Annotated in this window: 21 protein-coding genes and 1 tRNA gene; 11 read left to right on the forward strand and 11 right to left on the reverse strand. The window is 72.0% G+C overall.

Annotated features, from left to right (window positions below):
- The first annotated feature begins 118 nt into the window (after positions 1–118).
- Together ACQY0Z_RS05605 and ACQY0Z_RS05610 are read left to right on the forward strand one after the other, a co-directional pair.
- Positions 119–1096: an ArsA family ATPase gene (locus ACQY0Z_RS05605; protein ID WP_254587016.1), complete on the forward strand. Its 978-nt coding sequence runs from the start codon at positions 119–121 to the stop codon at positions 1094–1096.
- 85 nt (positions 1097–1181) lie between these two features.
- On the forward strand, positions 1182–2576 hold the full coding sequence (locus tag ACQY0Z_RS05610; RefSeq protein WP_439811913.1) for an ArsA family ATPase: 1395 nt from the start codon (positions 1182–1184) through the stop codon (positions 2574–2576).
- A gap of 184 nt (positions 2577–2760) precedes the next feature.
- On the opposite strand, the gene wblA is transcribed toward ACQY0Z_RS05610, so the two are convergent.
- Positions 2761–3099 carry a transcriptional regulator WblA gene (gene wblA / locus ACQY0Z_RS05615; RefSeq protein WP_019527064.1) on the reverse strand — a complete coding sequence of 113 codons (339 nt, stop codon included), beginning with the start codon at positions 3097–3099 and terminating at the stop codon, positions 2761–2763.
- A gap of 428 nt (positions 3100–3527) precedes the next feature.
- On the opposite strand from wblA, the gene ACQY0Z_RS05620 reads away from it, so the two are divergent.
- On the forward strand, positions 3528–5795 hold the full coding sequence (locus ACQY0Z_RS05620; protein ID WP_254587015.1) for a transglycosylase domain-containing protein: 2268 nt from the start codon (positions 3528–3530) through the stop codon (positions 5793–5795).
- A gap of 93 nt (positions 5796–5888) precedes the next feature.
- Here ACQY0Z_RS05620 and ACQY0Z_RS05625 read toward each other — a convergent pair whose 3' ends face one another.
- A complete protein-coding gene (locus ACQY0Z_RS05625) occupies positions 5889–6353 on the reverse strand; it encodes a GatB/YqeY domain-containing protein (RefSeq protein ID WP_019527062.1) in 465 nt (154 codons plus the stop codon).
- Between the two features lie 110 nt (positions 6354–6463).
- On the opposite strand from ACQY0Z_RS05625, the gene ACQY0Z_RS05630 reads away from it, so the two are divergent.
- From ACQY0Z_RS05630 to ACQY0Z_RS05650, 5 genes are all read left to right on the forward strand, one after another.
- A complete protein-coding gene (locus ACQY0Z_RS05630) occupies positions 6464–7387 on the forward strand; it encodes a metallophosphoesterase (protein ID WP_137207492.1) in 924 nt (307 codons plus the stop codon).
- Between the two features lie 235 nt (positions 7388–7622).
- A complete protein-coding gene (locus tag ACQY0Z_RS05635; RefSeq protein ID WP_439811914.1) occupies positions 7623–8378 on the forward strand; it encodes a Pr6Pr family membrane protein in 756 nt (251 codons plus the stop codon).
- 48 nt (positions 8379–8426) lie between these two features.
- Positions 8427–8500 (forward strand) — tRNA-Pro (locus ACQY0Z_RS05640).
- A 241-nt stretch (positions 8501–8741) separates the two neighbouring features.
- Positions 8742–9020 (forward strand): CopG family transcriptional regulator, encoded by a 279-nt coding sequence (locus tag ACQY0Z_RS05645; RefSeq protein ID WP_137207511.1) that lies wholly within the window; start codon positions 8742–8744, stop codon positions 9018–9020.
- Entirely contained in the window at positions 9017–9442 is a 426-nt protein-coding gene (locus tag ACQY0Z_RS05650) for a PIN domain-containing protein (protein ID WP_189897552.1), read from the forward strand. Before ACQY0Z_RS05645 ends, ACQY0Z_RS05650 begins: the two co-directional genes overlap by 4 nt.
- Before the next feature lie 180 nt (positions 9443–9622).
- Here the strand turns inward: ACQY0Z_RS05650 and ACQY0Z_RS05655 are convergent, their stop codons facing one another.
- Positions 9623–10057 (reverse strand): hypothetical protein, encoded by a 435-nt coding sequence (locus ACQY0Z_RS05655; protein ID WP_439811915.1) that lies wholly within the window; start codon positions 10055–10057, stop codon positions 9623–9625.
- Positions 10058–10332: 275 nt separating this feature from the next.
- Between ACQY0Z_RS05655 and ACQY0Z_RS05660 the strand changes: the two genes are divergently transcribed.
- On the forward strand, positions 10333–10803 hold the full coding sequence (locus tag ACQY0Z_RS05660) for a cation:proton antiporter regulatory subunit (RefSeq protein WP_254587630.1): 471 nt from the start codon (positions 10333–10335) through the stop codon (positions 10801–10803).
- A 21-nt stretch (positions 10804–10824) separates the two neighbouring features.
- Here the strand turns inward: ACQY0Z_RS05660 and ACQY0Z_RS05665 are convergent, their stop codons facing one another.
- From ACQY0Z_RS05665 to ACQY0Z_RS05680, 4 genes are all read right to left on the reverse strand, one after another.
- Positions 10825–12027, reverse strand: coding sequence for a cation:proton antiporter (locus ACQY0Z_RS05665; protein WP_189897557.1), 1203 nt, complete (start codon positions 12025–12027; stop codon positions 10825–10827).
- A 544-nt stretch (positions 12028–12571) separates the two neighbouring features.
- Positions 12572–13852, reverse strand: a complete 1281-nt coding sequence (locus ACQY0Z_RS05670; RefSeq protein WP_381726131.1) for an SLC13 family permease — start codon at positions 13850–13852, stop codon at positions 12572–12574.
- 295 nt (positions 13853–14147) lie between these two features.
- Positions 14148–15137: an NAD(P)-dependent alcohol dehydrogenase gene (locus tag ACQY0Z_RS05675; protein WP_439811916.1), complete on the reverse strand. Its 990-nt coding sequence runs from the start codon at positions 15135–15137 to the stop codon at positions 14148–14150.
- A 120-nt stretch (positions 15138–15257) separates the two neighbouring features.
- On the reverse strand, positions 15258–15902 hold the full coding sequence (locus tag ACQY0Z_RS05680) for a TetR/AcrR family transcriptional regulator (RefSeq protein WP_439813348.1): 645 nt from the start codon (positions 15900–15902) through the stop codon (positions 15258–15260).
- 240 nt (positions 15903–16142) lie between these two features.
- Here ACQY0Z_RS05680 and ACQY0Z_RS05685 point away from each other — a divergent pair, with 240 nt between their 5' ends.
- A complete protein-coding gene (locus ACQY0Z_RS05685; protein ID WP_439813349.1) occupies positions 16143–18020 on the forward strand; it encodes an NAD-binding protein in 1878 nt (625 codons plus the stop codon).
- 139 nt (positions 18021–18159) lie between these two features.
- Here the strand turns inward: ACQY0Z_RS05685 and ACQY0Z_RS05690 are convergent, their stop codons facing one another.
- Positions 18160–20007: a S9 family peptidase gene (locus tag ACQY0Z_RS05690; RefSeq protein ID WP_189897564.1), complete on the reverse strand. Its 1848-nt coding sequence runs from the start codon at positions 20005–20007 to the stop codon at positions 18160–18162.
- Between the two features lie 212 nt (positions 20008–20219).
- Here ACQY0Z_RS05690 and ACQY0Z_RS05695 point away from each other — a divergent pair, with 212 nt between their 5' ends.
- Complete coding sequence (locus ACQY0Z_RS05695) at positions 20220–21095, forward strand: SURF1 family protein (protein ID WP_439811917.1); 876 nt, start codon at positions 20220–20222, stop codon at positions 21093–21095.
- An 11-nt stretch (positions 21096–21106) separates the two neighbouring features.
- Here the strand turns inward: ACQY0Z_RS05695 and ACQY0Z_RS05700 are convergent, their stop codons facing one another.
- The 3 genes from ACQY0Z_RS05700 to ACQY0Z_RS05710 form a co-directional block, all read right to left on the reverse strand.
- Positions 21107–21433: a hypothetical protein gene (locus ACQY0Z_RS05700; RefSeq protein ID WP_254587625.1), complete on the reverse strand. Its 327-nt coding sequence runs from the start codon at positions 21431–21433 to the stop codon at positions 21107–21109.
- Between the two features lie 106 nt (positions 21434–21539).
- Positions 21540–22997: a hypothetical protein gene (locus tag ACQY0Z_RS05705; RefSeq protein WP_439811918.1), complete on the reverse strand. Its 1458-nt coding sequence runs from the start codon at positions 22995–22997 to the stop codon at positions 21540–21542.
- Entirely contained in the window at positions 22994–23569 is a 576-nt protein-coding gene (locus ACQY0Z_RS05710; RefSeq protein WP_189897755.1) for a SigE family RNA polymerase sigma factor, read from the reverse strand. Before ACQY0Z_RS05710 ends, ACQY0Z_RS05705 begins: the two co-directional genes overlap by 4 nt.
- Between the last annotated feature and the right edge of the window lie 453 nt (positions 23570–24022).

The following is a 24022-nucleotide window of genomic DNA, read 5'->3' on the forward strand; positions in this document are numbered from 1 at the left end:
TCTAGCCGCTGCCGCGCCCGCCGCCCGCGTCGCCGTCACCCCCGGCCGGACGGCACACGGAGGCGGGAACATCACCCGGAGCCGCCGCCACGCGCGGTGAGCATTTAGGCTCGAAGGCGTGAGCAGGCTCCAGGTCGTGAGTGGCAAGGGCGGAACCGGCAAGACCACGGTGGCCGCCGCTCTGGCGCTGGCCCTGGCCGAGGAGGGGAAGCGGACGCTTCTCGTCGAGGTCGAGGGCCGGCAGGGCATCGCGCAGCTCTTCGAGACGCAGGCGCTGCCGTACGAGGAGCGGAAGATCGCCGTCGCTCCCGGGGGCGGGGAGGTGTTCGCCCTCGCCATCGACCCCGAACTGGCCCTTCTGGACTACCTCCAGATGTTCTACAAGCTCGGCAGCGCCGGCCGCGCCCTGCGCAAGCTCGGCGCGATCGACTTCGCCACCACCATCGCCCCCGGCGTACGGGACGTACTGCTCACCGGCAAGGCGTGCGAGGCGGTGCGGCGCAAGGACCGCGGCGGCCGGTTCGTCTACGACTACGTCGTGATGGACGCCCCGCCGACCGGCCGCATCACCCGCTTCCTCAACGTCAACGACGAGGTGGCCGGGCTCGCCAAGATCGGCCCGATACACAATCAGGCGCAGGCCGTCATGCGCGTGCTGAAGTCGCCGGAGACGGCCGTGCACCTGGTCTCCCTGCTGGAGGAGATGCCGGTCCAGGAGACCGCGGACGGCATCGCGGAACTGCGCGCGGCCCGGCTGCCGGTGGGGCGGGTCATCGTGAACATGGTGCGGCCGCAGGTGCTGGACGCCGCCGACCTGGAACTCGTCGGGAGCGTCCCCCGTTCCGCCGTGGCGCGCACGCTGTCCTCGGCCGGGCTCGGCGGCGCACGGCGCGGCGGGCACGCGGAGCGGCTGGTGGAGCCGCTGCTCGCGCAGGCGGAGGAGTACGCCGAGCGGTACGCGCTGGAGACCGAGCAGCGGGCCGTGCTGGCCGACCTGGGCGTGCCGCTGCACGAACTCCCGCTGCTGGCCGAGGGGATGGACCTGGCCGGGCTGTACGCGCTGGCGCGGAAGCTGCGCGGGCAGGGCGTGTCATGAGCGGCCACACCCGTTCCTCGGACCGTCACCCGCGCCACCGCGTCGCCCCCGTCACGAGTCGGACCCACCGGAAGCAGGGGATGTCATGAGCCGTCGTCCGGAACCGGCGCAGGACCAGGACCCGGTCCGTGAGCACCTCTCGCCCGCCCGCGCGCTGGAGATCGATCCGCTGATCGAGAACCCGGACACCCGGATCGTGGTGTGCTGCGGCTCGGGCGGAGTCGGCAAGACGACCACGGCCGCGGCGCTGGGCCTGCGGGCGGCGGAGCGGGGCCGCAAGGTGGTGGTCCTCACCATCGACCCGGCGCGCCGGCTCGCCCAGTCCATGGGCATCGACTCCCTCGACAACACCCCGCGCCGGGTGAAGGGCATCGACGACTCCGCGGGCGGCGAACTGCACGCCATGATGCTCGACATGAAGCGCACCTTCGACGAGATCGTCGAGGCGCACGCGGACCCCGAGCGGGCCGCCGCGATTCTGGGCAACCCCTTCTACCAGTCGCTCTCCGCGGGCTTCGCCGGCACACAGGAGTACATGGCGATGGAGAAGCTGGGGCAGCTGCGCTCGCGGGACGAGTGGGACCTGATCGTGGTCGACACCCCGCCGTCGCGTTCCGCGCTGGACTTCCTGGACGCGCCCAAGCGGCTCGGCTCCTTCCTCGACGGCAAGCTGATCCGGGTGCTGCTGGCGCCGGCGAAGATGGGCGGCCGGGCGGGGATGAAGTTCCTGAACGTCGGGATGTCGATGATGACCGGCGCGCTCGGCAAGGTGCTCGGCGGTCAGCTGCTGCGGGACGTGCAGACGTTCGTGGCGGCGATGGACTCCATGTTCGGCGGGTTCCGGACGCGCGCGGACGCCACGTACAAGCTGCTCCAGGCGCCGGGCACGGCGTTCCTCGTCGTCGCGGCGCCCGAGCGGGACGCGCTGCGGGAGGCCGCGTACTTCGTGGAGCGGCTGGCCGCGGAGGACATGCCGCTGGCGGGCCTGGTGCTGAACCGGGTGCACGGCAGCGGGGCCGGCCGGCTGTCGGCGGAGCGGGCGCTGGCCGCCGCGGAAAATCTTGAGGACTCCCGCATTGTGGATCAGCCGGACGGGAAAGCTGGACTTCGTAACTCTCCCGACACGTACGGCAGTTCAGAATCACCCGCGCGTAACGTCACCGACGGAGGCTCCCCCGCCACCGAGGACGCCGAGGGCGCGGCTCCCGAGGACGGACCGACTGAATCGACCGAACCCACCGCGCCGGACGGCGAGCGCTCGGTGGAGCGTCTCACCGCCGGTCTGCTGAGGCTGCACGCGGAGCGCATGCAGTTGCTCGAGCGCGAGCGGCGCACGCGTGACCGCTTCACGGCGCTCCACCCCGAGGTGGCGATGACCGAGGTGGCCGCCCTGCCCGGCGACGTCCACGACCTCGCGGGCCTGCGCGACATCGGCGAGCGGCTGGCCGCCGGGGGCACGGAGCTGCCGGGTACGGCGTGAGGGGCGCGCGGGTACGCCTGTTGGGCGTGCGCGTGTACGCCCCCGCCCAACAGGGGCGCCCCCGCGCACGACAAGGCGCCCCGGGACCACCCGGACTACCGCCCACCGCCGAAGGTGAACCGCGTGGGCCCGGTCACGGGACCGGGCACGCCGAGGACCCCCCGAGAGCCCTCACCGAGAGCTCTCAGCTCACCGCGGCGTAGTCCTCGTAGACCTGGTCGTCGTTGAGCGGCACGACGCCCGTGCCGCGCTCGTACTCCGAGCGCGCGGTCTCCAGCAGCCGACGCCAGGAGGTCACGGTGGGCCGCCGGCGCAGCAGCGCACGGCGCTCGCGCTCCGTCATGCCTCCCCACACGCCGAACTCGACGCGGTTGTCCAGCGCGTCCGCCAGGCACTCCGTGCGCACCGGGCAGCCGGTGCACACCGCCTTGGCCCTGTTCTGCGCTGCTCCTTGAACGAACAGTTCATCCGGATCGGTAGTGCGGCAGGCAGCCTGCGCACTCCAGTCGGTAACCCAGCCCATACCGGCGCCGTCCTCTCCCGAATCGAGGCTCCCCCACGGCGGCAGCGGCATATTCACCGCCGCCAGTTGAGGACGTTACGGAAGGTGGGCACAGCGCAACACCCCCAGCGGGCCCAATCTTGAATGGTCCGAACGGACTATGGGTAAGCGGCAGATCACCCGGGGGAGTGAGGGGGCGACATGCGTGACAAAAGGGGCGTTGCGGGTCAGTTCAGTTGCGTCACAACGGGCACCGCGTGACACACGAGGCGATCCGGACACGGTCTCCACGCTCCTCGACCGAACGCATACGAAGAAAGTCGAGAAGATCCGGAACGATTCGGGGTCGCCGGACGTATTGATACGTGGCCTCACTGCTGTGACAGTTGAGTGCAGCTTAGGCCAAGGCATATACGCTTGTCCGGCGAATGAGAACGTAGGCTGCTCCCATGCCAAAGAAGCGCTCGGGCGGTGGTCTGTCCTCCACGCAGCAGGCCGCCAAGTTCCTCGGTGTCAGTGTCCTGTCCGGTGCCGTCCTGGCCGGCATCGCGCTGCCCGCCGTGGGCGCGCTGGGCCTGGCGGCGAAGGGGTCGGTGGAGAGCTTCGACGAGCTCCCGGCCGCTCTGAAGACGCCGCCGCTGAGCCAGCGCACCACCATCCTCGACGCCGACGGCGGCCTGATCGCCACCGTCTACTCGCGCGACCGCACGGTGGTGGAGCTCAAGGACATCTCGCCGTACATGCAGAAGGCGATCGTCGCCATCGAGGACTCGCGGTTCTACGAGCACGGGGCGATCGACCTCAAGGGCGTGCTGCGCGCGCTCAACAAGAACGCCCGCAGCGGTGAGGTCTCCGAGGGCGCCTCGACGCTCACCCAGCAGTACGTGAAGAACGTCTTCGTCGAGGAGGCGGGCGACGACCCGACGAAGGTCGCGCAGGCCACCCAGCAGACGATCGGCCGCAAGATCCAGGAGCTGAAGTACGCGATCCAGGTCGAGGAGGAGCTGGGCAAGAAGAAGATCCTCGAGAACTACCTGAACATCACGTTCTTCGGCCAGCAGGCGTACGGCGTCGAGGCCGCGTCCCAGCGCTACTTCTCCAAGCCGGCCAAGGATCTCAACCTCCAGGAGGCCGCGCTCCTCGCCGGCATCGTCCAGTCGCCGAGCCGCTACGACCCGGTCAACGACGAGGCCGAGGCGAAGAAGCGGCGCAACGTCGTGCTGAAGCGGATGGCCGAGGTCGGGGACGTGTCTCCGGAGGACGCCGCCGAGGCGATGCGCTCCCCGCTGGGCCTCAAGGTCAGCGAGCCGAAGAACGGCTGCATCACCGCGGCCAAGGGCGCGGGCTTCTTCTGCAAGTACGTGGAGAAGGTGTTCCTCAACGACCCGGTCTTCGGCAAGACCCGCGAGGAGCGGGCGAAGATCTGGAACCAGGGCGGCCTGACCATCCGCACCACGCTGGACCCGCAGGCCCAGGAGTCGGTGCAGGAGTCGCTCAAGAACCACGTCTACGAGTCGGACAACGTCGCCGCCGCGTCCACGCTGGTCGAGCCGGGCACCGGCAAGATCGTCGCGATGGGCCAGTCGAAGCCGTACGGCTACGGCAAGAACCAGACGGAGATCAACTTCTCCGTGGACTCCGCCTGGGGCGGCTCCAACTTCGGCTTCCCGACCGGTTCGACGTTCAAGCCGTTCGTGGCCGCCGCCGCCCTGGAGGAGGGCCGGCCGCCGACGCAGGAGTACTCCGCGCCGTACGAGATGCCGTACCCGGACACCGTCCGCGGCTGCGAGAAGCCGTGGGTGAACGACGGCGACTACAAGCTGGAGAACGAGAACGAGACCGAGGTCGGGCCGTACGCGCTGAAGGACGCGATGGCCAAGTCGGTCAACACGTACTTCGTGCAGATGATCGAGGACATCGGGATGTGCCCGGTGGTGACCATGACCGACAAGCTCGGCGTGGTCCAGGGCAACGGGGACAAGATCCCCGAGGTGCCGTCCTCGATGACCCTCGGTTCCACCGGTCTGTCGCCCCTCACCATGGCGAGCGCCTACGCGGCCTTCGCCTCCCGGGGCATGTACTGCACACCGGTCGCCATCGAGTCGATCACCCAGAAGACGGGCAACCAGTCGCAGTCCCTGCCGGTCCCGAAGTCCACGTGCTCGCGCGCGATGAGCGAGAAGACGGCGGACACGGTGAACGAGCTGCTCAGGGGCGTGATCGACTCCGGTACGGGTCAGCAGGCCGGGCTCTCGGGCCGCGACAACGCCGGTAAGACGGGTACGACGGACGAGCGCAGGAACGCCTGGTTCGTCGGCTACACGCCGAACCTGTCGGGCGCCGTGTGGGTGGGCAGCGCCAGCCAGAAGGTGAAGATGCGGGACATCACCATCGGCGGCCAGTACCACGAGCTGGTCTTCGGCGGCGCCGTCCCGGGCCCCATCTGGCGTGACGCGATGTCCGGCGCGCTGGAGGGCAAGGACGCCCCTGGGTTCAACCGGGTGCACATCCCGGACGCGAAGAAGCCCAAGGACCGCGACCGTGACCGGGACCGTGACGACGACGGCAACGGCGACGACGGCTTCATCGGCGGCCTGATCAGCGGCGGCAACGGCAACGGCAACGGGGGCGGCAACGGCGGCCAGCCGGACCCGACCTTCTCCATCCCGGAGGGCTTCATCCAGGGCCCGGGCAACGGGCCGGGAGGCCGCGACTGACGACGGTCGTCCGACAACGGGCTGCGGCCCCTTCCCTGTCCGGGGAAGGGGCCGCAGCCCGTTGGTTTTGCCGTATGCCGTCGTTACGGCGTCTCAGCCCGCCAGCAGCTTCTTCACCGCGGCGGCCACCCGGCCGCCCTCCGCCTGGCCGGCGACCTTCGGGTTCACGATCTTCATGACGGCGCCCATGGCGCGCGGCCCCTCGGCGCCGGCGGCGCGGGCCTCCTCGACCGCCTGGGCGACGATCGCGTTCAGCTCGTCGTCGGACAGCTGCTTGGGCAGGTACGTGGCCAGCACCTCGCCCTCCGCCTTCTCCCGCTCGGCCTGCTCGGGACGGCCGCCCTGCGCGAAGGCGTCGGCCGCCTCACGGCGCTTCTTGGCCTCGCGGGCGATCACCTTCTGCACCTCGTCGTCGGAGAGCTCGCGCTTCTCCTTGCCCGCGACCTCCTCCTTGGTGATCGCGGCGAGCGTCAGCCGGAGCGTCGAGGAGCGGAGCTCGTCGCGCTCCTTGATCGCGGCGTTGAGGTCATCCTGCAGCTTCGACTTGAGCGTGGTCATGACTTGATTGTCGCAGGTGCGGCCGCGGCTGCGCCTGCTGATTTGAGGGGCGTACCAGTTGGCCCCGAGGGTCGTACGGAGGAACCGTCAGGGTCTGACACGATGGGCCCATGCGCGCGCGATACCGAATCCCCCTGGGAATCACGGCGGCCGGCGCCGCCGGACTGCTCTACGCCGCGGGCTTCGAGGCCCGCTCCTTCCGACTCCGACGGGTGACCGTCCCCGTCCTCCCCTCCGGGATGCGTCCCCTGCGCGTGCTGCAGGTGTCCGACATCCACATGGTCGGCGGCCAGCGCAAGAAGCAGCGGTGGCTGCGCTCGCTGGCGGGCCTGCGCCCCGACTTCGTGATCAACACGGGTGACAACCTGTCCGACCCCGAGGGCGTCCCCGAGGTCCTGGACGCGCTCGGCCCGCTGATGGAGTTCCCCGGCGCGTACGTCTTCGGCTCCAACGACTACTACGGCCCCCGGCTGCGCAACCCCGCCCGCTACCTGGTCGAGAAGGTGCAGGGCCGCCACGGCCTGAACGGCAACCCGCCGGTCGTCGACGCCGTCCACAACCCGTGGGAGGACCTGCGGGACGGCTTCGACTCGGCGGGCTGGCTCAACCTCACCAACACGCGGGGCACCCTGAAGATCGAGGGCACGTCGATCGAGCTGACGGGACTGGACGACCCGCACATCAAGCGGGACCGGTACGCGGAGGTGGCGGGCGGCCCGTCGAGCGGGGCTGACTTCTCGATGGGCGTGGTGCACGCGCCGTACCTGCGGGTGCTGGACGCGTTCGCGGCGGACGGCTACCCGCTGATCCTCGCCGGCCACACGCACGGCGGACAGCTGTGCATCCCGTTCTACGGCGCCCTGGTCACCAACTGCGACCTGGACACGGACCGCGTGAAGGGCCTGTCCACGCACACGGCGGAGGGCCGCAGGTCGTACCTGCACGTCTCGGCGGGGTGCGGCACGAGCCGCTACACGCCGGTGCGGTTCGCGTGCCCGCCGGAGGCGACGCTGCTGACGTTGGTGGGGCGCTGAGGCGAGGGCGAGGGGCCGGCGGTCATGGCGGGTTGGCGGGCCGGCGGTCATGGCGGGTTCGCATGCCGGCGTAATGGCGGGTTGGTGTGCGGGCGTCACGGCGGGTTCGCGGGTTGGCGTGCCGGCGTCACGGCGGGTTGGCGTGCCGGCGTTATGGCGGGTTGTCTGACGGACGGATAACCCGACCGGCCCACGCCACATCGCCGCACCCCGCCGGCCGTCCCACGCTGGGGGCATGACCGCCCCGATACCCAGGGACCTCCCGGACATCCCCGCCCTCCCGCGGACGGCTCCGCAGGTACTCCCCTCCCCCGTCCCCGCCCGAGCCGTCATACCGCCGGTGCGCCGGCCGCTGACCGCGGTGTACCGGCTGGCCCTGGCCGTGCTGGCGACGGCGGCCGTGCTGATCGAGATCCTCCTCGGCAGCCCCACCCGGGTACTGAGCTACTTCGTGATCCAGAGCACGGCGCTGCTGGCGCTGGTGACGTTCGCCTCGGCACGCCGGGCGTGGGCGGCACGGCACCCGCTGCCGGGCGCGGTGACGGGGGCGGCGCTGCTGTATGTGGTCGTAGGGGCTTTGGTCCACCACATAGCCCTCGCGGACGCGGCGCCGGCGTACGCCATGACGGCGGGGTCGAGCGGGGGCGGCGCCGCGTGGCTCGAGCCGGTCGCGGGCCACCTGCTGCACACGGCGCTGCCGGTGGCCGCGCTGCTGGACTGGCTGGTCCTGACACCACCGGCCCGCATGCACCTGCGCCAGGCCACGACGTGGCTGCTGTACCCGCTGGCGTACCTGGCCTTCACCCTCGCCCGAGGCGAACTGCTCCCCGGCTCCGCCGGCCGCTACCTCTACCCGTTCCTGGACGTCGCCCGCCACGGCTACCGCGGCGTGCTGGCCAACGCGCTCCTCGTGGGGCTCGCGATCTACGCCGTGGCGGTCCTCCTGGTGGCCCTGGACCACACCCGCCCGAAAACCAGATTTCGTCTCTAGCCACCGGTGGGCTAAAGTAAACGTCGTCGCCGCGACAGCGAGCGACACCGGGGTGTGGCGCAGCTTGGCAGCGCGCTTCGTTCGGGACGAAGAGGTCGTGGGTTCAAATCCCGCCACCCCGACAGCCGTAACACCACTTCAGGGGCCTAATCCGCTTAGCGGGTCGGGCCCCTGAGTGCTTCTGGGGTCCGCTCGGGAGCCGAGTCGAGGATCAACTTCCGGACGTGTCTCCCGCCCTTCGCCTTCACTCCACGCCGACCTCTACTCAGCCGTCGGCCGTGGCCGCCACCGCCGTCTGATCACCGGGCTCGGTCACGTGGGCCGAGTGGTAAGGAGTCTGATACCAGGAGTATGGTCCTTTGTATGGCGACGAAGAAGGTGACCGTCACGATCCCCGAGGATCTCCTGGACGAGATCCGCGTGGACGCGGCCGAGCGGGGCCTGTCGGCGTATGTCACCGAGGCGCTGCGTTTCAAGCGTGACCGGGACCGACTTCGGGAACTGGTCGACTGGCTGCAGGAAGAACACGGCCCCGTCACCGAGGACGAGCAGGCGGCAGCGCTCGAGGAGCTGGACGAACTCGACGCCGAACACGAGCGGCGTCGGGCCGCCGGAAAGCGCGATGCCGGAGAGGCTGCGTGAAGCAGCGAGCCGGTGAGCGCGGTGGGCGGCCCCTTCGCGTCTTCGTGCTGGACTGTGAAGCCCTGTCCCTCGCGGTACGCGGGGACCGGAAGATGATCGCCTGGCTCGATCTCGCGGCACGCGGGGAAGCCGAGGTGGTGACGTCACCGATGACGCTGGTCGAGGCGTACGACGGCAGAACGACCGAGCAGCGCTGGGATTGGGTACTGTCCCGGCTCCAGGTCGTCGACATCGGGAAGGACGAGGCCCGCCAGGCGCGCCGGCTCCTGGCCGGTGCCAAGTTGCACGGCCACACGTACGCGATCGACGCCGTGCTCGCCGTCATCGCGCGACAGCAGAAGGGACAGGTCACCGTCTTCACCTCGGACGTCGACGACCTGGAGAAGCTGGTCCCGGACACGATCGTGGTCAAGAAGGTGTGACCCGACACGCAGCCCTTCCCCTTCGGCGCCCGCACGCACGCCGATGAGCGCTCGCGATGCCGTCGCATGCTTCTTCACCGCGTATCAGCGGCTGTTGAAGCGCTCCGGCGTCCGTTGGACGCCTGCCTGACCGGCACCGCCTGCCGCGTGCTGCGCGCCGTCCAGGCGGTGCCTGCGGTGTCAGCACCCCACCGGCACCGCCGCCGCTATCTGGTTCCTCTTCTTCCTGCCGAACGCCGAGAACGTGAGCTGGAGGCTCTCTTCGTGGCCCGGGCAGGACAGGACGAAGGACGAGTTGATCTTGCGGTCGTCGATCTCCGAGCGGACCAGGCCGGCGCGCGGGAACGTCATCACCAGTTCTCGCGGCCAGACGACCATCGGTTCCCCTCGGAAGAGGAAGAAGCGGCGGTCCGTCATGACCAGGTGCATCGCCGTCGGCGCCGGGGCCATCGTCATGCCGCCGCCGCTCACGACCGCCGACGCCAGGGCGAACGCCGTGGTCCTGCCGAGCGAGACGGGGCTCGTGGTCACGATGGTCACGACCTCGATCCGCTCGTCGGGCTCGAGCATCGGCCTGACGGAGGCGAGCAGCGCACTGCGGCGCGGTCCGTTCACGGGGCCTACTCCTGGAACTCGGGCCGACCGGAACCCCCCGGTCCAGCGTGTGGAGGCCCGGCTCCCCCCGGGCGCTGCCGCAGAGTAACGGAGGGTCCCTGCGCACCGTACGCTGGGGCTTCGTCCCACCCCGGCCCGCCGCGCCCGGCTCCGGGGCGTCTCGCCCCCCGCCCGGATGTCGCCCCCCAACCCCCCGTGCCGTAGGGTGCCGTCGGTCATGGCCCGTAGGTGAACTGAGACGGTGTAGGGGGACGGTCATGGGCGGCGCTGGGCGGATGGGGCACACTCCGCTGCCGGGGATCGGGGTGCGGTACGACCTCGTGACGCGGGAGCGGCGGCGGTTGTCGGTGATCGCCCATCTCGACGGTTCCCGGACGTTGAACGTCTACCGCAGGGACGACCCGGACGACACCGCGGTGTGCCTGAAGCTGAACGCCGAGGAGGCCGCCGCCGTCGTCGACGCGCTGCTCCCCTCGCACCACAGCCCCAACCTGCTGGCGACGGCCGAACTGGGCCTGGTCGCCGAGCGGATCGAGCTGCCGGCGACCTCCTACTGGAACGGGCGCGTGCTCGGCGACACGCGGATGCGCACCGAGACCGGTGTGTCCGTCGTCGCCGTGCTGCGCCGCGCCGAGGCCATCCCCTCCCCCGGGCCCGACTTCCGGCTGGCCGGCGGCGACACCCTCATCGTCATCGGCACCCGTGAGGGCGTGGGCGTCGCCGCCGACATCCTCGGCCGCGAGTAGCCCCTCACCTTCTTCAACGCCTCACACCTTCGCCGGCTCCGGCGCCGCCAACTCCTTCTCCACCGGCGTCTCCGGACGGCCCGTGAGCTTCCGCGCCAGCGGCTCCGTCCAGCGCGCGGTCAGCGGGCCGACGACGACCAGGATCAGGACGTACGCCGTGGCCAGCGGGCCGATGCGGGGCTCCACGCCGACCGCGAGGCCCGCGATGACGATCGAGAACTCGCCGCGCGCCACCAGCGTGCCACCCGCCCTCCAGCGGCCTCCGCCCTTGATGCCCGCGCGCCGGGCCGCGTACCAGCCCGTCGCGACCTTCGTCAGGGCCGTGACCAGGGCCAGCAGCAGCGCCGGGACCAGCACCGGCGGGATGTCCGACGGGTCCGTGGACAGGCCGAAGAAGACGAAGAAGACGGCGGCGAACAGGTCCCGCAGCGGGGTGAGCAGGGCGCTCGCACCCTCCGCGACCTCACCCGACAGGGCGATGCCCACGAGGAACGCGCCGACGGCCGCCGACACCTGCAGTTCCTGCGCGAGGCCCGCGACGAGGAGCGTCAGGCCCAGCACCACCAGCAGCAGCATCTCCGCGCTGTCCGAGGACACCGCGCGGCTGATCAGACGCCCGTGACGCAGCGCCAGGTAGAGGACGGCGCCCACGGTGCCGAGCGCGATCAGCAGGGTGACCGAGCCGCCCGCCAGGCCCGCGCCCGCCAGCACCGCGGTGAGGATCGGCAGGTAGACCGCCATCGCCAGGTCCTCGATGACGAGGACGCCGAGCACCACCGGTGTCTCGCGGTTGCCGAGCCGGCGCAGGTCGCCCAGCACCTTCGCGATCACACCGGAGGACGAGATCCACGTGACACCCGCCAGCGCGACCGCCGCGACCGGGCCCCAGCCCAGGATCAGCGCCGCCACGGCGCCCGGCACCGCGTTGAGGACGAAGTCCACCGCCCCCGACGGGTACTGCGTCTTGAGGTTGGTGACCAGTTCGGACGCGCTGTACTCCAGGCCCAGCATGAGCAGCAGCAGGATGACGCCGATCTCGGCGCCGACGGCGGTGAACTCCTCGCTGGCCTGCAGCGGCAGGATGCCTCCGTGGCCGAAGGCGAGTCCGGCCAGCAGGTAGAGCGGGATGGGCGAGAAGCCCACGCGTCCGGCGAGGCGGCCCAGCAGGCCCAGGGCGAGGATGATCGCGCCCAGTTCGATGAGCATGGTGGCGGTGTTGTGCACGGGCGTCGGTCCTCCGGGTCGGTGACGGCGGCGTCAGTGCCTGAAAGGGGCTCGGGTGGTGTGCGGGCGGACGGCGGTCTTCTCGAGGCGCCGGGTCGCGCGCGGGACCCGCGGGGGTGCGGTGAGGTGTGACGGCGGGTGGTCCTGGTCCGCGTACGGCACGACGCCGGAGGCCCACATCGGGCGGGCGGGGTTGGCGTGCGGGCGGGCTGCCGCGCCCTTGACGGAGAGGCGGGGCGGCCGGGCGGATCAGGCGCCGGAGACGGCGGCGCCGGGTTCGGGAACGCTGTCGCGGGGGGTGATGTCGATGCGCACGGGCCGGTTCGTGTCGCGGCGTACAGCGCGTCGATTCATGTCACGTCCCCCCTCGCATCCGGGTCCGCTTCCCGCGGACTGAGCATTCGGCAGCTCAACGGAGCGCCAAGGCCAGGTAAAGTTTACCGTACGACAAATTTCGTGTACGTCGCATACATGTGCGAGGCGTGTAAAACGAGCGGCAGCGCACCGTGCTTCGCCGGTCACGCAGCGACGTTCACACCGTCGCTCAGGCCAGTGCGAAGTACCTCAGCCACACGTACGCCCCCGCCACCGACACGGTGACCGCCGTGACGATCAGGCCGTACTTGCTGAACTGCCAGAACGAGATGTGATGGCCCTCGCGGTCGGCGATGCCGATCACCACCACGTTGGCCGAGGACGCGATGATCGTCGCGTTTCCGGCCAGGTCCGCCCCGAGCGCGAACGACCACCACAGCATCTCCGCCTCGCCGGCCCCGCCCGCCGAGGCCACGATCTCACTGACGATCGGGCTCACCGACGCCACGAACGGGATGTTGTCGATGATCGCCGACGGGACCACGGAGCCGAAGACCAGCGCCATGGCCGTCGTCTCGAGGTTGCCCCCGGTCGCCTCCGCGGCCAGCTCGCCCAGGTCGCCGATGATGCCCGTCTGCACCATCCCGCCGACCATCACGAACAGTCCCGCGAAGAACGCCAGCGTCTCCCACTCGACGTCCTTGACCACGTTCCCGGGGCTGAGCCTGGACACCGCGAGCAGCAGCAGACCGCCGCTCATGGCCACCACCGAGGGTTCCATGTGGAGCCAGGTGTGCAGCACGAAGCACACCATGACGGCGACGATCACGACCCCGCTGATCAGCAGCAGCCGCTTGTCCTTGATCTCCGCCTTGGGGTCCAGCTCCATCAGCGACTCGGCGCGTTCCGGGTCGTAGTGGAACGATGTGCGGAACATCACCCGGCACATCAGCACCAAGATGATCATCAGCACGACGACGATCGGCGTCATGTGGACCAGGAAGTCGTTGAACGACAGGTCCGCCCGGGAGCCGATCATGATGTTCGGCGGGTCCCCGATCAGGGTCGCGGCGCCGCCGATGTTGCAGGCCATCACCTCGGCGATGAGGTACGGCACCGCCGGCACCCCGAGCCGCCGGCAGACCAGAATCGTTACCGGGGCGATCAGCAGCACGGTGGTGACGTTGTCCAGCCACGCCGACAGGAAGCCGGTCGCCACGACCAGCAGCACCATCAGCCGGTACGGCCGTCCCCGCGCGCGTCTCGCCGCCCAGACGGCGATGAACTCGAAGACGCCGGTGCGTTTCAGCACCGCGACGATCAGCATCATCCCGAGCAGCAGGAAGATGACGTTCCAGTCGATGCCCGCGTCCTCGGAGAAGAACGCGTGCTCGGCGTCGGTCGCGCCGATGAGCAGCATCAGCACCGCGCCGCCCAGCGCGGCGGCGACCCGGTGCACCCACTCCGTGGCGATCAGCACGTACACGGCGGCGAAGACCGCCACCGCCATCCACGCCGTGACGCTCACCGCGGACCGCCGGAGGCCGACAGGTCGTCCTTCAGGCCGGTTCGCCGCGATGCCGCGTGCATCAGGGTGCGGACTCCTTCCGAGGGGACCGGTGCCCACACGCGCCCCAGGTGGCAGAGGGGGAGTGTGAAGTGTGGTGATCACACCCTCACCCGACGCGCGCGCCCACACCATCCGTGACGGCACCCAGAGACGGTAGGGGCGACACCCGCACGGATGGCGCGGAACGTGGGTGTCGTCCCCTATGTCCGCACCCTGTCCGTGGGCGCGTCGCCGTTCAGCGCACGGCGAGGACCGTCTTGCCGAGCGCGTGGCCCCGCTCTACGTGGCGCACGGCCTCGGCGGCGTCCGCCAGGGGGAGCGTGCGGCCGATCACCGGGGTGAGCCGACCTGCCCCGGCCAGCTCGGTCACGGCCGTGAGGTCCGCCCGCGTCGGTCCGGACGGGACCGACGGGACGATCACCGCCAGCCGCTGCCGGACCACGGCGTTCAGGGCGAGCACGCGCAGCATGCCACCGATCGCGCCGAACACCCGCCCCGGCGCCCCTCCGCCGTTCGCCACCAGGGTGCCCGTCGGGGTCAGCGCCCGCCGCACCCGGGAGGGCGGCAGGTTGCCGACGTTGTCGAGGATCACGTCGTACCGCCGGCGTCCGTCCGTCCAGTCCTCGCGGGCGTGGTCGACGACGTGCGCGGCGCCGAGGGAGCGCACCAGGTCACCTTTGCTCGCGCCGCACACGCCGGTGACCTCCGCCCCCAGCGACACGGCCACCTGCACGGCGAACGTGCCGACGCCTCCGCCCGCCCCGTTCACGAGCACCCGCTGCCCCGCCCTGACCCGGCCCACCGTGCTGATGCCGCGCAGCGCGGTCACCGCCGCCATCGGGAGGGCCGCCGCCTGCCCGGAGGTGAGCCCCTCGGGCTTGGGGACGAGGAGGTCCGAGGTGGTGACGGCGTACTCGACGAAGGCTCCGGGGCAGAAACCGAGCACCTCGTCGCCGGGGTTCGGTGTCGACACCCCGGCGCCGACCGCCGCCACTTCGCCCGCCGCGTCGATGCCTGCCACCCGCTGCTTCGGGCGGGTCAGGCCGATCCCTCCGAGCAGCCGGGCCGCGTAGGGGTCGCCGCGCAGCATGTGCCAGTCGTACGGGTTGACCGCGGCGGCGCGCACGCGGACCAGCACCTGTCCGTCGGCCGGTTCGGGACGGTCGACGTCCGCGAGCCGCAGAATGTCCGGGGGGCCGAAACGGTCCTGGACGATCGCCTTCATCCTGTCGCCTCCATCGCACCGAGGGTGGACGTGGGGGGATGTGGAGGTGGGTGTACGGCGTACACCTCTCATGATGGGTGTACGCCGTACACCTGGCAAGGGGGCGTGCGGACCGTGCCCTCAGGCGGCTGCGTCACGGAGGCGTTCGAGGCCGTCCAGGGTCAGGTCGAGCGCGAACTCGAACTCGTACTGGTCGTCGCAGCCGGCGCCGACGACCGACCCGGCGTCATGGGCGACGGCGCCGGCCAGTTCGGCGATGTTCGGGTAGCGCGCGGCCATCTCCTCCGGCGGAGGCGAGGGGGAGGACGAAGGCGCGGCGGGGGACGGTGAGTCCACGAACAACTCCTGGGAGAATCCCAGCAGCCTGCTCCCCATCACGTGCATCGCATGGTGGACGAGGTCGAGCGAGAACCCGCCGGCGCGGAACACGCCGATCATCTCGTCCAGGTAGGCCATCACCGCGGGCGTCGGGGCGGGGCGCTCCTTCATCCGCGTCTCGATGACCGCGGACGCCCATGGGTGACGCAGCAGCATGCGGCGGGCCGACAGCACCCGCAGCCGGACGGTGGTCCTCCAGTCCGCGCCCTCGACCGGCGGGTCGATCTCGCCGACGACGGTGTCGATCATGCCGTCGAGCAGTTCGTCCTTGTTGGCCACGTGCTTGTAGAGCGCCATGGGGACGACACCGAGCCGCTGGGCGATCTTCCGCATGCTGAGCGCGTCGGCCCCGCCCTCGTCCGCGAGGGCGACGGCGGCGGACAGCACCCGCAGCCGGCTCAGGGGCGTACGGGACCGGCGGGCCGGGTCGGGCCGACCGGGCAACTCCCTCACATCTCTCCCTCGTTGACGTACGCACCGCACGTCCCGGTGTACGGCGTCCACCTCAGGCATGCGCCCGTCATGCTAGTCGTGCGCCCTGGAACCAGCCGCCATGATCAGGCAGTCTTCTGCCCTGTGGTGAGCCTCCTTCCCAACCCCGCCCCGCCCAGCGACGCGTCCGCCCACATGGTGGTGTGCGGCGACGACGGGCTGGCGCACCGCCTCGCCGCCGAACTGCGGGGTGTGTACCGGGAACAGGTGGTCCTCGTCGTACCGCCCTCGCGGCTCACCCCTCCCCAGCCGATGGCCGGACGGGCCCGGGCCGCGTCCGCGGCGCTGTTCGGCCGGATGGTGACCGCCGTCAACCGCGGCACCGGCGGCTCCGACGACACCCTCGTCCCCGACGAACGGGTGATGGAGGCAGCCGAGCCCACCGAGGCCGTGCTCGCCGACGCGGGCGTGGACCTGGCCGCCGCGCTCGCCCTCGTCTACGACGACGACGAGACCAACATCCGCGCCGCCCTGACCGCCCGCCGCCTCAACCCCCGCCTCCGTCTGGTGCTGCGCCTCTACAACCGGCGGCTCGGCCAGCACATCGAGGAACTCCTCGACCAGGCCGCCGAACTGGCGGGCGGCACGCCGGTGGGACGCAGTGGCCACGGCGGCGCCGACATCGCCACCACCGTGCTGTCCGACGCCGACACCACCGCGCCCGCGCTCGTCGCCACCGCCCTCGTCGGCACCAGCAAGGTCGTCGACGCGGAGGGACTGCTGTTGAGGGCGGTCGAGCGCCGGCCGCCGCGGCCCGGCGAGGTGGCCGACCCGGGGCTGTGCACGCTGGCGCTGCTGTCCGCCACCAGCAACGACCCCGCGGGCGCGGAGGGTTCGGAGGACAGCGGCGACGGGCCTCAACTGCTGCCGGACGCCGAGGCGGTGGCGGCGGCGACCGGGCGCGGCACGGTGGTCCTCGAACAGGTGTCGTACTCCGGTCCCCCGCTGCCCGCCCGGCGGGCCGGGGTGATGCCGTTCGCCTCGCTGTTCTCGGCGCGGCTGCGGTGGTCGCTGGCGGGGCTGGTGGCCGCGGTCGTGGCGCTCGCGGTGGCGCTGATCGTGGTGACCGACGACCATCCGCTGCGCGCCGTCTACATCACGCTGCTGGACCTGTTCGCCATCAACGAGCCCGCGCTCGGCGCGCCGACCGGGCAACAGGTGCTGCAACTGCTGTCCGGGCTGGTCGGGTTGCTGCTGCTTCCGGTGCTGCTCGCCGCGGTGCTGGAGGCGCTGGGCACCTTCCGCACGGCGTCCGCGCTGCGGAAACCGCCGCGCGGGCTGAGCGGGCACGTGGTGCTGCTGGGGCTCGGCAAGATCGGCACCCGGGTGCTGACCCGGCTGCGCGAACTGCACATCCCCGTGGTGTGCGTCGAGGCCGACCCCGAGGCGCGGGGCATGGCCGTCGCCCGGCGGTTACGCGTGCCGGTCGTCGTCGGGGACGTCACGCAGGAGGGCGTCCTGGAGTCCGCGAAGATCCACCGCGCCGACGCCCTGCTCGCGCTGACCAGCATCGACACCACCAACCTGGAGGCCGTCCTCTACGCCCGCTCCGTACGCCCCGACCTGCGCGCGGTGCTGCGGCTGTACGACGACGACTTCGCCAAGGCCGTCTACCGCACGCTGCGCACCGCCCACCCGGCCGCGCTGACCCGCAGCCGGTCCGTGTCCCATCTGGCCGCGCCCGCCTTCGCCGGGGCGATGATGGGGCGCCAGATCCTGGGCGCGATCCCCGTGGAGCGGCGGGTGCTGCTGTTCGCGGCGGTCGTCGTCGACGGGCACCCGCAGCTGGAGGGACGCACGGTGGCGGAGGCGTTCCGGCCGGGCGCCTGGCGCGTGCTGGCCCTGGACACGGCCGCCCGGGGCGACACCGCGGGCGCCGAGCCGCCGGGCTCCGGCCTGGTGTGGGACCTCCCGGACACGTACGTCCTGCGCGCCGGCGACCGCGTGGTCCTGGCGGCGACCCGGCGGGGGCTGGCGGAACTGCTGGGGAGGCGGACGCGGAGTACGCGGTGAGCCCGACCCGACGGGACGGACGCCGGGGCCGCCGCGCGCCCCCGCGCCAACGGTGCCCGTCCCCACATGACGGGGTGTGCGGGAGCCGCCGCGCGCCGAGGGGTGAACCCGGACTCCCCCGGCGCGCGGGACGCGCCCCTCACTTCGGCAGGTGCCGCTCCGCGAAGTCCAGCTCCAGGCGGATCTGCTTGATCCGTTCGTCCACCACCAGCGAGCCGTGGCCCGCGTCGTAGCGGTAGACCTCATGGACCGCGTTGCGCGACTCCAGCCGCTTCACGTAGTTCTCGATCTGCTGGATCGGGCAGCGCGGGTCGTTCACGCCCGCCGAGATGTAGACCGGGGCCTTCACCTGGTCGACGTAGGTGATCGGGGACGACGCCTCGAAGCGCTCCGGGACCTCCTCGGGCGTGCCCCCCAGCAGGGTGCGGTCCATGGCCTTCAGCGCCTCCATCTCGTCGTGGTACGCCGTGACGTAGTCCGCGACCGGGACCGCCGCGATGCCCAGCGCCCAGTGGTCCGGCTGCGTGCCGAGGCCCAGCAGGGTCAGGTAGCCGCCCCAGGAGCCGCCGGTGAGGATCAGCCGGCCCGGGTCGGCCAGGCCGGAGGAGATGGCCCACTCGCGGACCGCCGCGATGTCCTCCAGCTCGATCAGGCCCACCCGGTGCTTCAGGGCGTCCGTCCAGGCCCGGCCGTACCCGGTGGAGCCGCGGTAGTTGACGCGGACCACCGCGTAGCCGTGGTCGACCCAGGCGGCCGGTCCCGCCGCGAAGGAGTCGCTGTCGTGCCAGGTCGGGCCGCCGTGGATGTCGAAGACGGTGGGCAGCGGGCCGGTCGCGCCGGCCGGCTTCTGCACGAGCGCGTGGATGCGGCCGCCCGGGCCCTCCACCCACACGTCCTCCACCGGCACCGAGCCGGGCGACTTCATGCCGGGCGGGTCCAGGACCACGCCGCCGGACGTGGAGCGCACCGCCGGCGGCTGCGCGGCCGACGACCACAGGTACTCGACGGTGCCGTCGGGCCGGGCCGTCGCACCGGAGACCGCGCCGCGCGGCGTGGGGATCTTCTCCAGCCGGCGTCCGGCGAGGTCGTAGCGGAAGAGCTCGCCGCGGGCCTCGAAGCCGTGCGCGACGAGGAGGGCGCTGCCGTCCGGGTACCACTCGGCGCTGACGTCGCCGGGCAGGTCCAGCTCCAGGTCGGTCTCCTCGCCCGTCGCCACGTCCCACACCATCGGCTCCCAGCGTCCGCGCCGCTGGTGGCCGATGAGCAGCCGGGTGTCGCCCGCCACGGGCGCGAAGCCCAGCACCTCCAGGCCGAGCTCCTCGGTGCCGCCGCGGGTGTCGTCCAGCTCGGCGACCGTCGTGCCGTCGGGGCGCATCACGCGCAGCGCGGAGTGCATCGCGTCCCCGTGCTCCGTGTGCTCCACGGCGATCAGCGAGCCGTCGTGGGAGAGGTCGCCGACGCCCGCCGACTCGCGGTGCCGGTACAGCTCCACCGGCGCCTCGCCCGTACGCACCAGGTGGATCGTCGTGCCGTCCTCGTCCGTGGAGCGGCCGACGACCGCCGTGCGGCCGTCGCGGCCGAGCGCGAGGCCCGCCGGGTACGAGGGGTCCAGGCCCGGGGCGGCCAGCTCGTCCTCGCCGCCGGAGAACCGCTGCCGGCGCCAGACGCCGAACTCGTCGCCGTCCTTGTCGTCGAACCACCAGATCCACTCGCCGTCCGGGGAGAGCACCCCGTCCGTCGTGCCGTTCGGCCGGTCCGTCACCTGGCGCTGCTCACCGGTCGCCCGGTCCCAGGCGTACAGCTCGTACGTCCCCGTCGCGTTCGACACGAACAGGGAACGGTCGGGGGCGTCCTCCGCCCAGTCGGGGAGGGACACCCGGGGTGCGCGGAAGCGCTTCTCCCAGTCCGGCATCTCCCCGGTCTGCTGCGCTCGCTCGGTCTGGTGGTCCGCCCGGTCCGGCGCGTCGGACCCGTTGCTCTCAGTCATGACCCCATACTGCCCGTCCGAGCCGTCATCGCGCGTCCTCGGTCCCCAGCCTGTGGACAACTTCCTCCGGAACTTCCACCGGACCCTTCACACGATGTGACGACCGGACCGCGCACGGCCCGTCACCGGACGCCCGCCCGGGCCCTCCGAGGGCCGTCCCGGAGGCCACCCCGCGGGACGGGAACCGTCCGCGGGCCCGTACCGTTGAGGGCGTGTACCGGTTTCTGCTGACTCCGCGCTGGTGGGCGATCAACGTCTTCCTGCTGCTCTCGATCCCCTTCTGCGTGTTCATGGGGTCATGGCAGCTGGGCCGGTTCGAGGACCGGGTGGACAACCACCGTGAGGCGGAGGCGCAGGTCGCCGACGCCAAGAAGGACGCGCCGCGGCCGCTGGACGAGCTGCTGCCCGTGACCAAGGCCACCTCCGGCAAGCAGGCCACCGCGACCGGCCGGTACGACACGCAGCTCCTGGTCCCCGGCCGCACGCTGGACGACAAGGACGGCTACTACGTCCTGACCCTGCTGCGCACCGACACCGGCCGCGCCCTGCCCGTCGTACGCGGCTGGCTGCCCGGCGAGCCCGACCCGGCGAAGGCGCCCGCGCCGCCCGCCGGCAAGGTCACCGTCACCGGAGCGCTCCAGGCCTCCGAGACGCCCGGCAGCAACGGCGTCAGCGCCCGCAGCGGCCTCCCGCAGGGCCAGACCGCCGCGATCAGCGCGGCCTCCCTGATCAACCTGGTCCCGTACGACGTCTACGACGCCTGGGTCACGCTGAACGACGGCGACTCGGGCATGCGCGCGGTCCCCGCGACCGCCCCCGGCGGCACCGGCCTCGACCTGAAGGCGTTCCAGAACCTCGGCTACACCGCCGAGTGGTTCGCCTTCGTCGGCTTCGCGCTCTTCATGTGGTTCCGCCTGTTCCGCCGCGAGGTGGAACTCGCGCGCGACGCGGAGCTGGGCATCCTGCCGGAGGACGCGGAGCCGAACGCGAAGGCCGGGACGGCGGAGGACGCTGCGGACTCCGCGGACTCCGCGGACTCCGCGGGTCCGGTGGCGGAGCGGGAGCCGTCCAGCACGTCCGGGGTGTGACCCTTGAGCCCTCAGGCTCCCGGTGGATCGGCGTGTTCCAAGGTGCGGCGGGGTGGCAGCAGGTGGCTGAGGGCGATGAGGAGCAGGCCGGTGAACAGGCAGCCGACTTCGCCCAGGACGCGTGCCTCCCACGAGACGCCCGCCAGGATGCCGAGGTGGACGAGGCCCTGCAGAAGGATGGACGTGCCCATGAACAGGGCGCCGAGGCCGTGCAGCCCGGGCCTGGTGACGTGTCGGCGCGCCGTGGGCAGGACCCACCCCGTCCGGAGCGTCACGGTGCCCAGCACGACGGCCAGCAGCCCCACGAACGCGCACGTTCCTCCCACTGCCCATGCCATGCTGCCGCTCCGCTCCGATGGGGGGTTCGAGGCCCTGACCGTGCCGACCGGTGCCGGGCAGTCTCCGCGCCGCGTCACCGCCGTCCGCGAGCCTTGAGCGGCGGCCTCAGGCCTGTGCCAGCAGCCCCGTCCAGTAGACCGTTCCCGCGCAGGCGTTGGTGACCGTCGTGGTGGCCGAGCCCGCGCCTGTGGGGGTCGTGTAGGTCACCGCCACGCTGCCCTCGGTGCCGCCGTCCTCGCGGACCAGCTGGGTCGTCGTGCCGGGGGCGGCGCCCGGGCCCGTGGACGCGCCGGTCGTGTTCGTCGGCTCCTCCGTCGGGGTCGGGTCCGCCGAGGGGCCGCCCGTGCCGCCGCCCGCGGTGTCGCCGGGGACCGGGCAGGTCTCCGAGGGCACCCACGCGAACCGCACCTCGTACGCCTCGCCCGGCTCCAGGACCACCGTCGCCGACTCCAGCGACGGGTCCGGCAGGGCGGCCGCCGCGTCGCCCGCGACATGCCGGGCCGTGCCGATCTTCGCCGCGTCCGCCGCGCCCTGCGGGGTCGCGCTCACGCTGCCCGCGCCCTCGACGACGCAGGCCGTGCCCGAGACGTTGGTGACCCGGAAGGAGCCGTAGACCGCGCCCGCCGTGTCGGGGGCCGCGCTGGTCGCGGTGGCCGGGCCGAGCTGGCCGGCGGTGCAGGCGGGGGCGTCCGCCTCGGTGCCGGCGGAGGGGTCGCCGCCCTCGGACGCGCCCGTGCTCGTACCGGTGCTCGCGCCGGCCTTGTCCCCCTCCTTCGTGGGGTCCTTCTTGTCGCCGCCGACCTCGTCGGAGGCGCCGCCCGCGGTGGTCTCGCCGCTGCCGGGGTCCTTGCCCTGGCCGGTGCCGCCCTGTGCCTGCGAGGCGTGGCCGACGGCCGACGGGTTGGCGTCCGAGCCGGAGGTGCTGGAGACGTGGACCAGCGCGGGGACGGCCGTGCCGAGGAAGAGCGCGGCCGCCGCCGCGCCGACGAGTGCCTGGCGTTTGCGCGCACGGCGGGCGGGGACCGCCCGGCGCAGGTAGTCCAGGGTGCCGTCGCTCGGCTCCACGTCCTGGACGGCGTGGTGCAGCAGGGTGCGCAGATGCAGTTCGTCCGAGTCGAGCCCCTCGGGGCTCTGTTCGTCCCGGCCGTCGTTCACAGTTCCGTTCCCAGCGTGCGTGTGTGTCGGGTTCTGCCCGTGCGGTGTCACGAGCGCGCGCAGCCGCGCGAGCCCGTCCCCCTCGGGCATGCCCCCGTGGTCCGGATCCGGGGCCGGTTTCCTCTTCGATTCCGGGTCCCGTTCGGCCTCCGGCTCGGGGTCCGGGTCCCGTTCGGCCTCCGGCTGCGGTGCGGAGTCATCCTCCCCCACCGTGTCGGCGGTGCGTCCGGATCCGGCCGTACGGCTGTCCGGGCTGTCCGAGCCGTCAGGGCTGTCCGAGCCGTCCGAGCCGTCCGCGGGCTCCTGGCCGCCCGTCGCGGTGTCCTCCGTACCGCCGGAGGAATCCCGCGAGCCTTCCGGCTCGCGTTCCTCGGGGCGCGGGTCCCGCGCGTCCTGGCCGTCGCTCATGCCGACGCCTCCATGGACACCCGCAGCGCGGCGATGCCGCGTGAGCCGTACGCCTTGACCGAGCCGAGCGAGATGCCGAGCGTCTCGGCGACCTGGGCCTCCGTCATGTCCGCGAAGTAGCGCAGCACCAGCACCTCGCGCTGGCGGCGCTGAAGCCCTTTCATCGCCTTGATGAGGGAGTCGCGTTCGAGCTGGTCGTACGCCCCCTCCTCCGCGCTCGCCATGTCGGGCATGGGCTTGGACAGCAGCTTCAGGCCGAGGATGCGGCGGCGCAGCGCGCTGCGGGAGAGGTTGACGACCGTCTGGCGCAGGTAGGCCAGGGTCTTCTCCGGGTCGCGGACGCGTTTGCGGGCGGAGTGGACGCGGATGAACGCCTCCTGGACGACGTCCTCGCAGGAGGCCGTGTCGTCGAGGAGCAGCGCGGCGAGGCCCAGCAGCGAGCGGTAGTGCGCGCGGTAGGTCTCGGTGAGGTGGTCGACCGTGGTGCCGGCCGCCACCGTCTCGTCGGCGCCGTCACGCTGACCGGGGATGCGGGCGGGGCGCGCTGCGGGCATGGGCGCGATCACCGGCATGCCGCCGGCCGCGCCGGCCACGCGGGGCCGGAGCGTGCCGCGAGGCGGCCGGAACGCCGTGCCACGGGGCGCTGTGAAGTCGAGTACCTCTGCCACGCCAGTTGGACACGCTTCCCCCCGTAAGGGTTGTACGTGCCGGGCGTCACGTCTGCGCCGACCCGTGCCGTCCACCGCCCACCCGCGTCAGGCAGCACCACCGACAGCACATCGAATGCCCTCATGCGTCCCGCTCTTCCCCTGTGTTTCATATGAACGGACGTCCCCACGCCCGGCTCCAGACGTCCCCACGTCTGGGAAGCAGCGTCCCCACGTCCCGGACAAGGGTGACCGCAAAGACGCTCCCCGCCCTCCGCTCGGTTGCGGCTGGCGGGGAGGTGAATCCCGTCTGCAATCCTCGGCCCAGGAAGTTGCATGTTCAAGTGGCTTGGACCGACCGGTCCGGCTCACAAGCTC

This window comes from Streptomyces sp. P9-2, from assembly GCF_051903975.1.
In the GTDB taxonomy this organism is placed as follows: domain Bacteria; phylum Actinomycetota; class Actinomycetes; order Streptomycetales; family Streptomycetaceae; genus Streptomyces; species Streptomyces cellulosae.

Bases quoted from the DNA above. Each gene is read 5' to 3' on its own strand.
- ACQY0Z_RS05660 (WP_254587630.1), top strand. From the start codon at position 10,333: ATGGGGCACACTCCGCTGCCGGGGATCGGGGTGCGGTACGACCTCGTG.
- ACQY0Z_RS05700 (WP_254587625.1), bottom strand. From the start codon at position 21,433: ATGGCATGGGCAGTGGGAGGAACGTGCGCGTTCGTGGGGCTGCTGGCC.
- ACQY0Z_RS05630 (WP_137207492.1), top strand. From the start codon at position 6,464: ATGCGCGCGCGATACCGAATCCCCCTGGGAATCACGGCGGCCGGCGCC.
- ACQY0Z_RS05690 (WP_189897564.1), bottom strand. From the start codon at position 20,007: ATGACTGAGAGCAACGGGTCCGACGCGCCGGACCGGGCGGACCACCAG.
- ACQY0Z_RS05645 (WP_137207511.1), top strand. From the start codon at position 8,742: ATGGCGACGAAGAAGGTGACCGTCACGATCCCCGAGGATCTCCTGGAC.
- ACQY0Z_RS05675 (WP_439811916.1), bottom strand. From the start codon at position 15,137: ATGAAGGCGATCGTCCAGGACCGTTTCGGCCCCCCGGACATTCTGCGG.
- ACQY0Z_RS05620 (WP_254587015.1), top strand. From the start codon at position 3,528: ATGCCAAAGAAGCGCTCGGGCGGTGGTCTGTCCTCCACGCAGCAGGCC.
- ACQY0Z_RS05610 (WP_439811913.1), top strand. From the start codon at position 1,182: ATGAGCCGTCGTCCGGAACCGGCGCAGGACCAGGACCCGGTCCGTGAG.
- ACQY0Z_RS05705 (WP_439811918.1), bottom strand. From the start codon at position 22,997: ATGAGCGACGGCCAGGACGCGCGGGACCCGCGCCCCGAGGAACGCGAG.
- ACQY0Z_RS05670 (WP_381726131.1), bottom strand. From the start codon at position 13,852: ATGGCGGTGGCGGTCTTCGCCGCCGTGTACGTGCTGATCGCCACGGAG.
- wblA (WP_019527064.1), bottom strand. From the start codon at position 3,099: ATGGGCTGGGTTACCGACTGGAGTGCGCAGGCTGCCTGCCGCACTACC.
- ACQY0Z_RS05685 (WP_439813349.1), top strand. From the start codon at position 16,143: ATGGTGGTGTGCGGCGACGACGGGCTGGCGCACCGCCTCGCCGCCGAA.
- ACQY0Z_RS05710 (WP_189897755.1), bottom strand. From the start codon at position 23,569: ATGCCGGTGATCGCGCCCATGCCCGCAGCGCGCCCCGCCCGCATCCCC.
- ACQY0Z_RS05625 (WP_019527062.1), bottom strand. From the start codon at position 6,353: ATGACCACGCTCAAGTCGAAGCTGCAGGATGACCTCAACGCCGCGATC.
- ACQY0Z_RS05635 (WP_439811914.1), top strand. From the start codon at position 7,623: ATGACCGCCCCGATACCCAGGGACCTCCCGGACATCCCCGCCCTCCCG.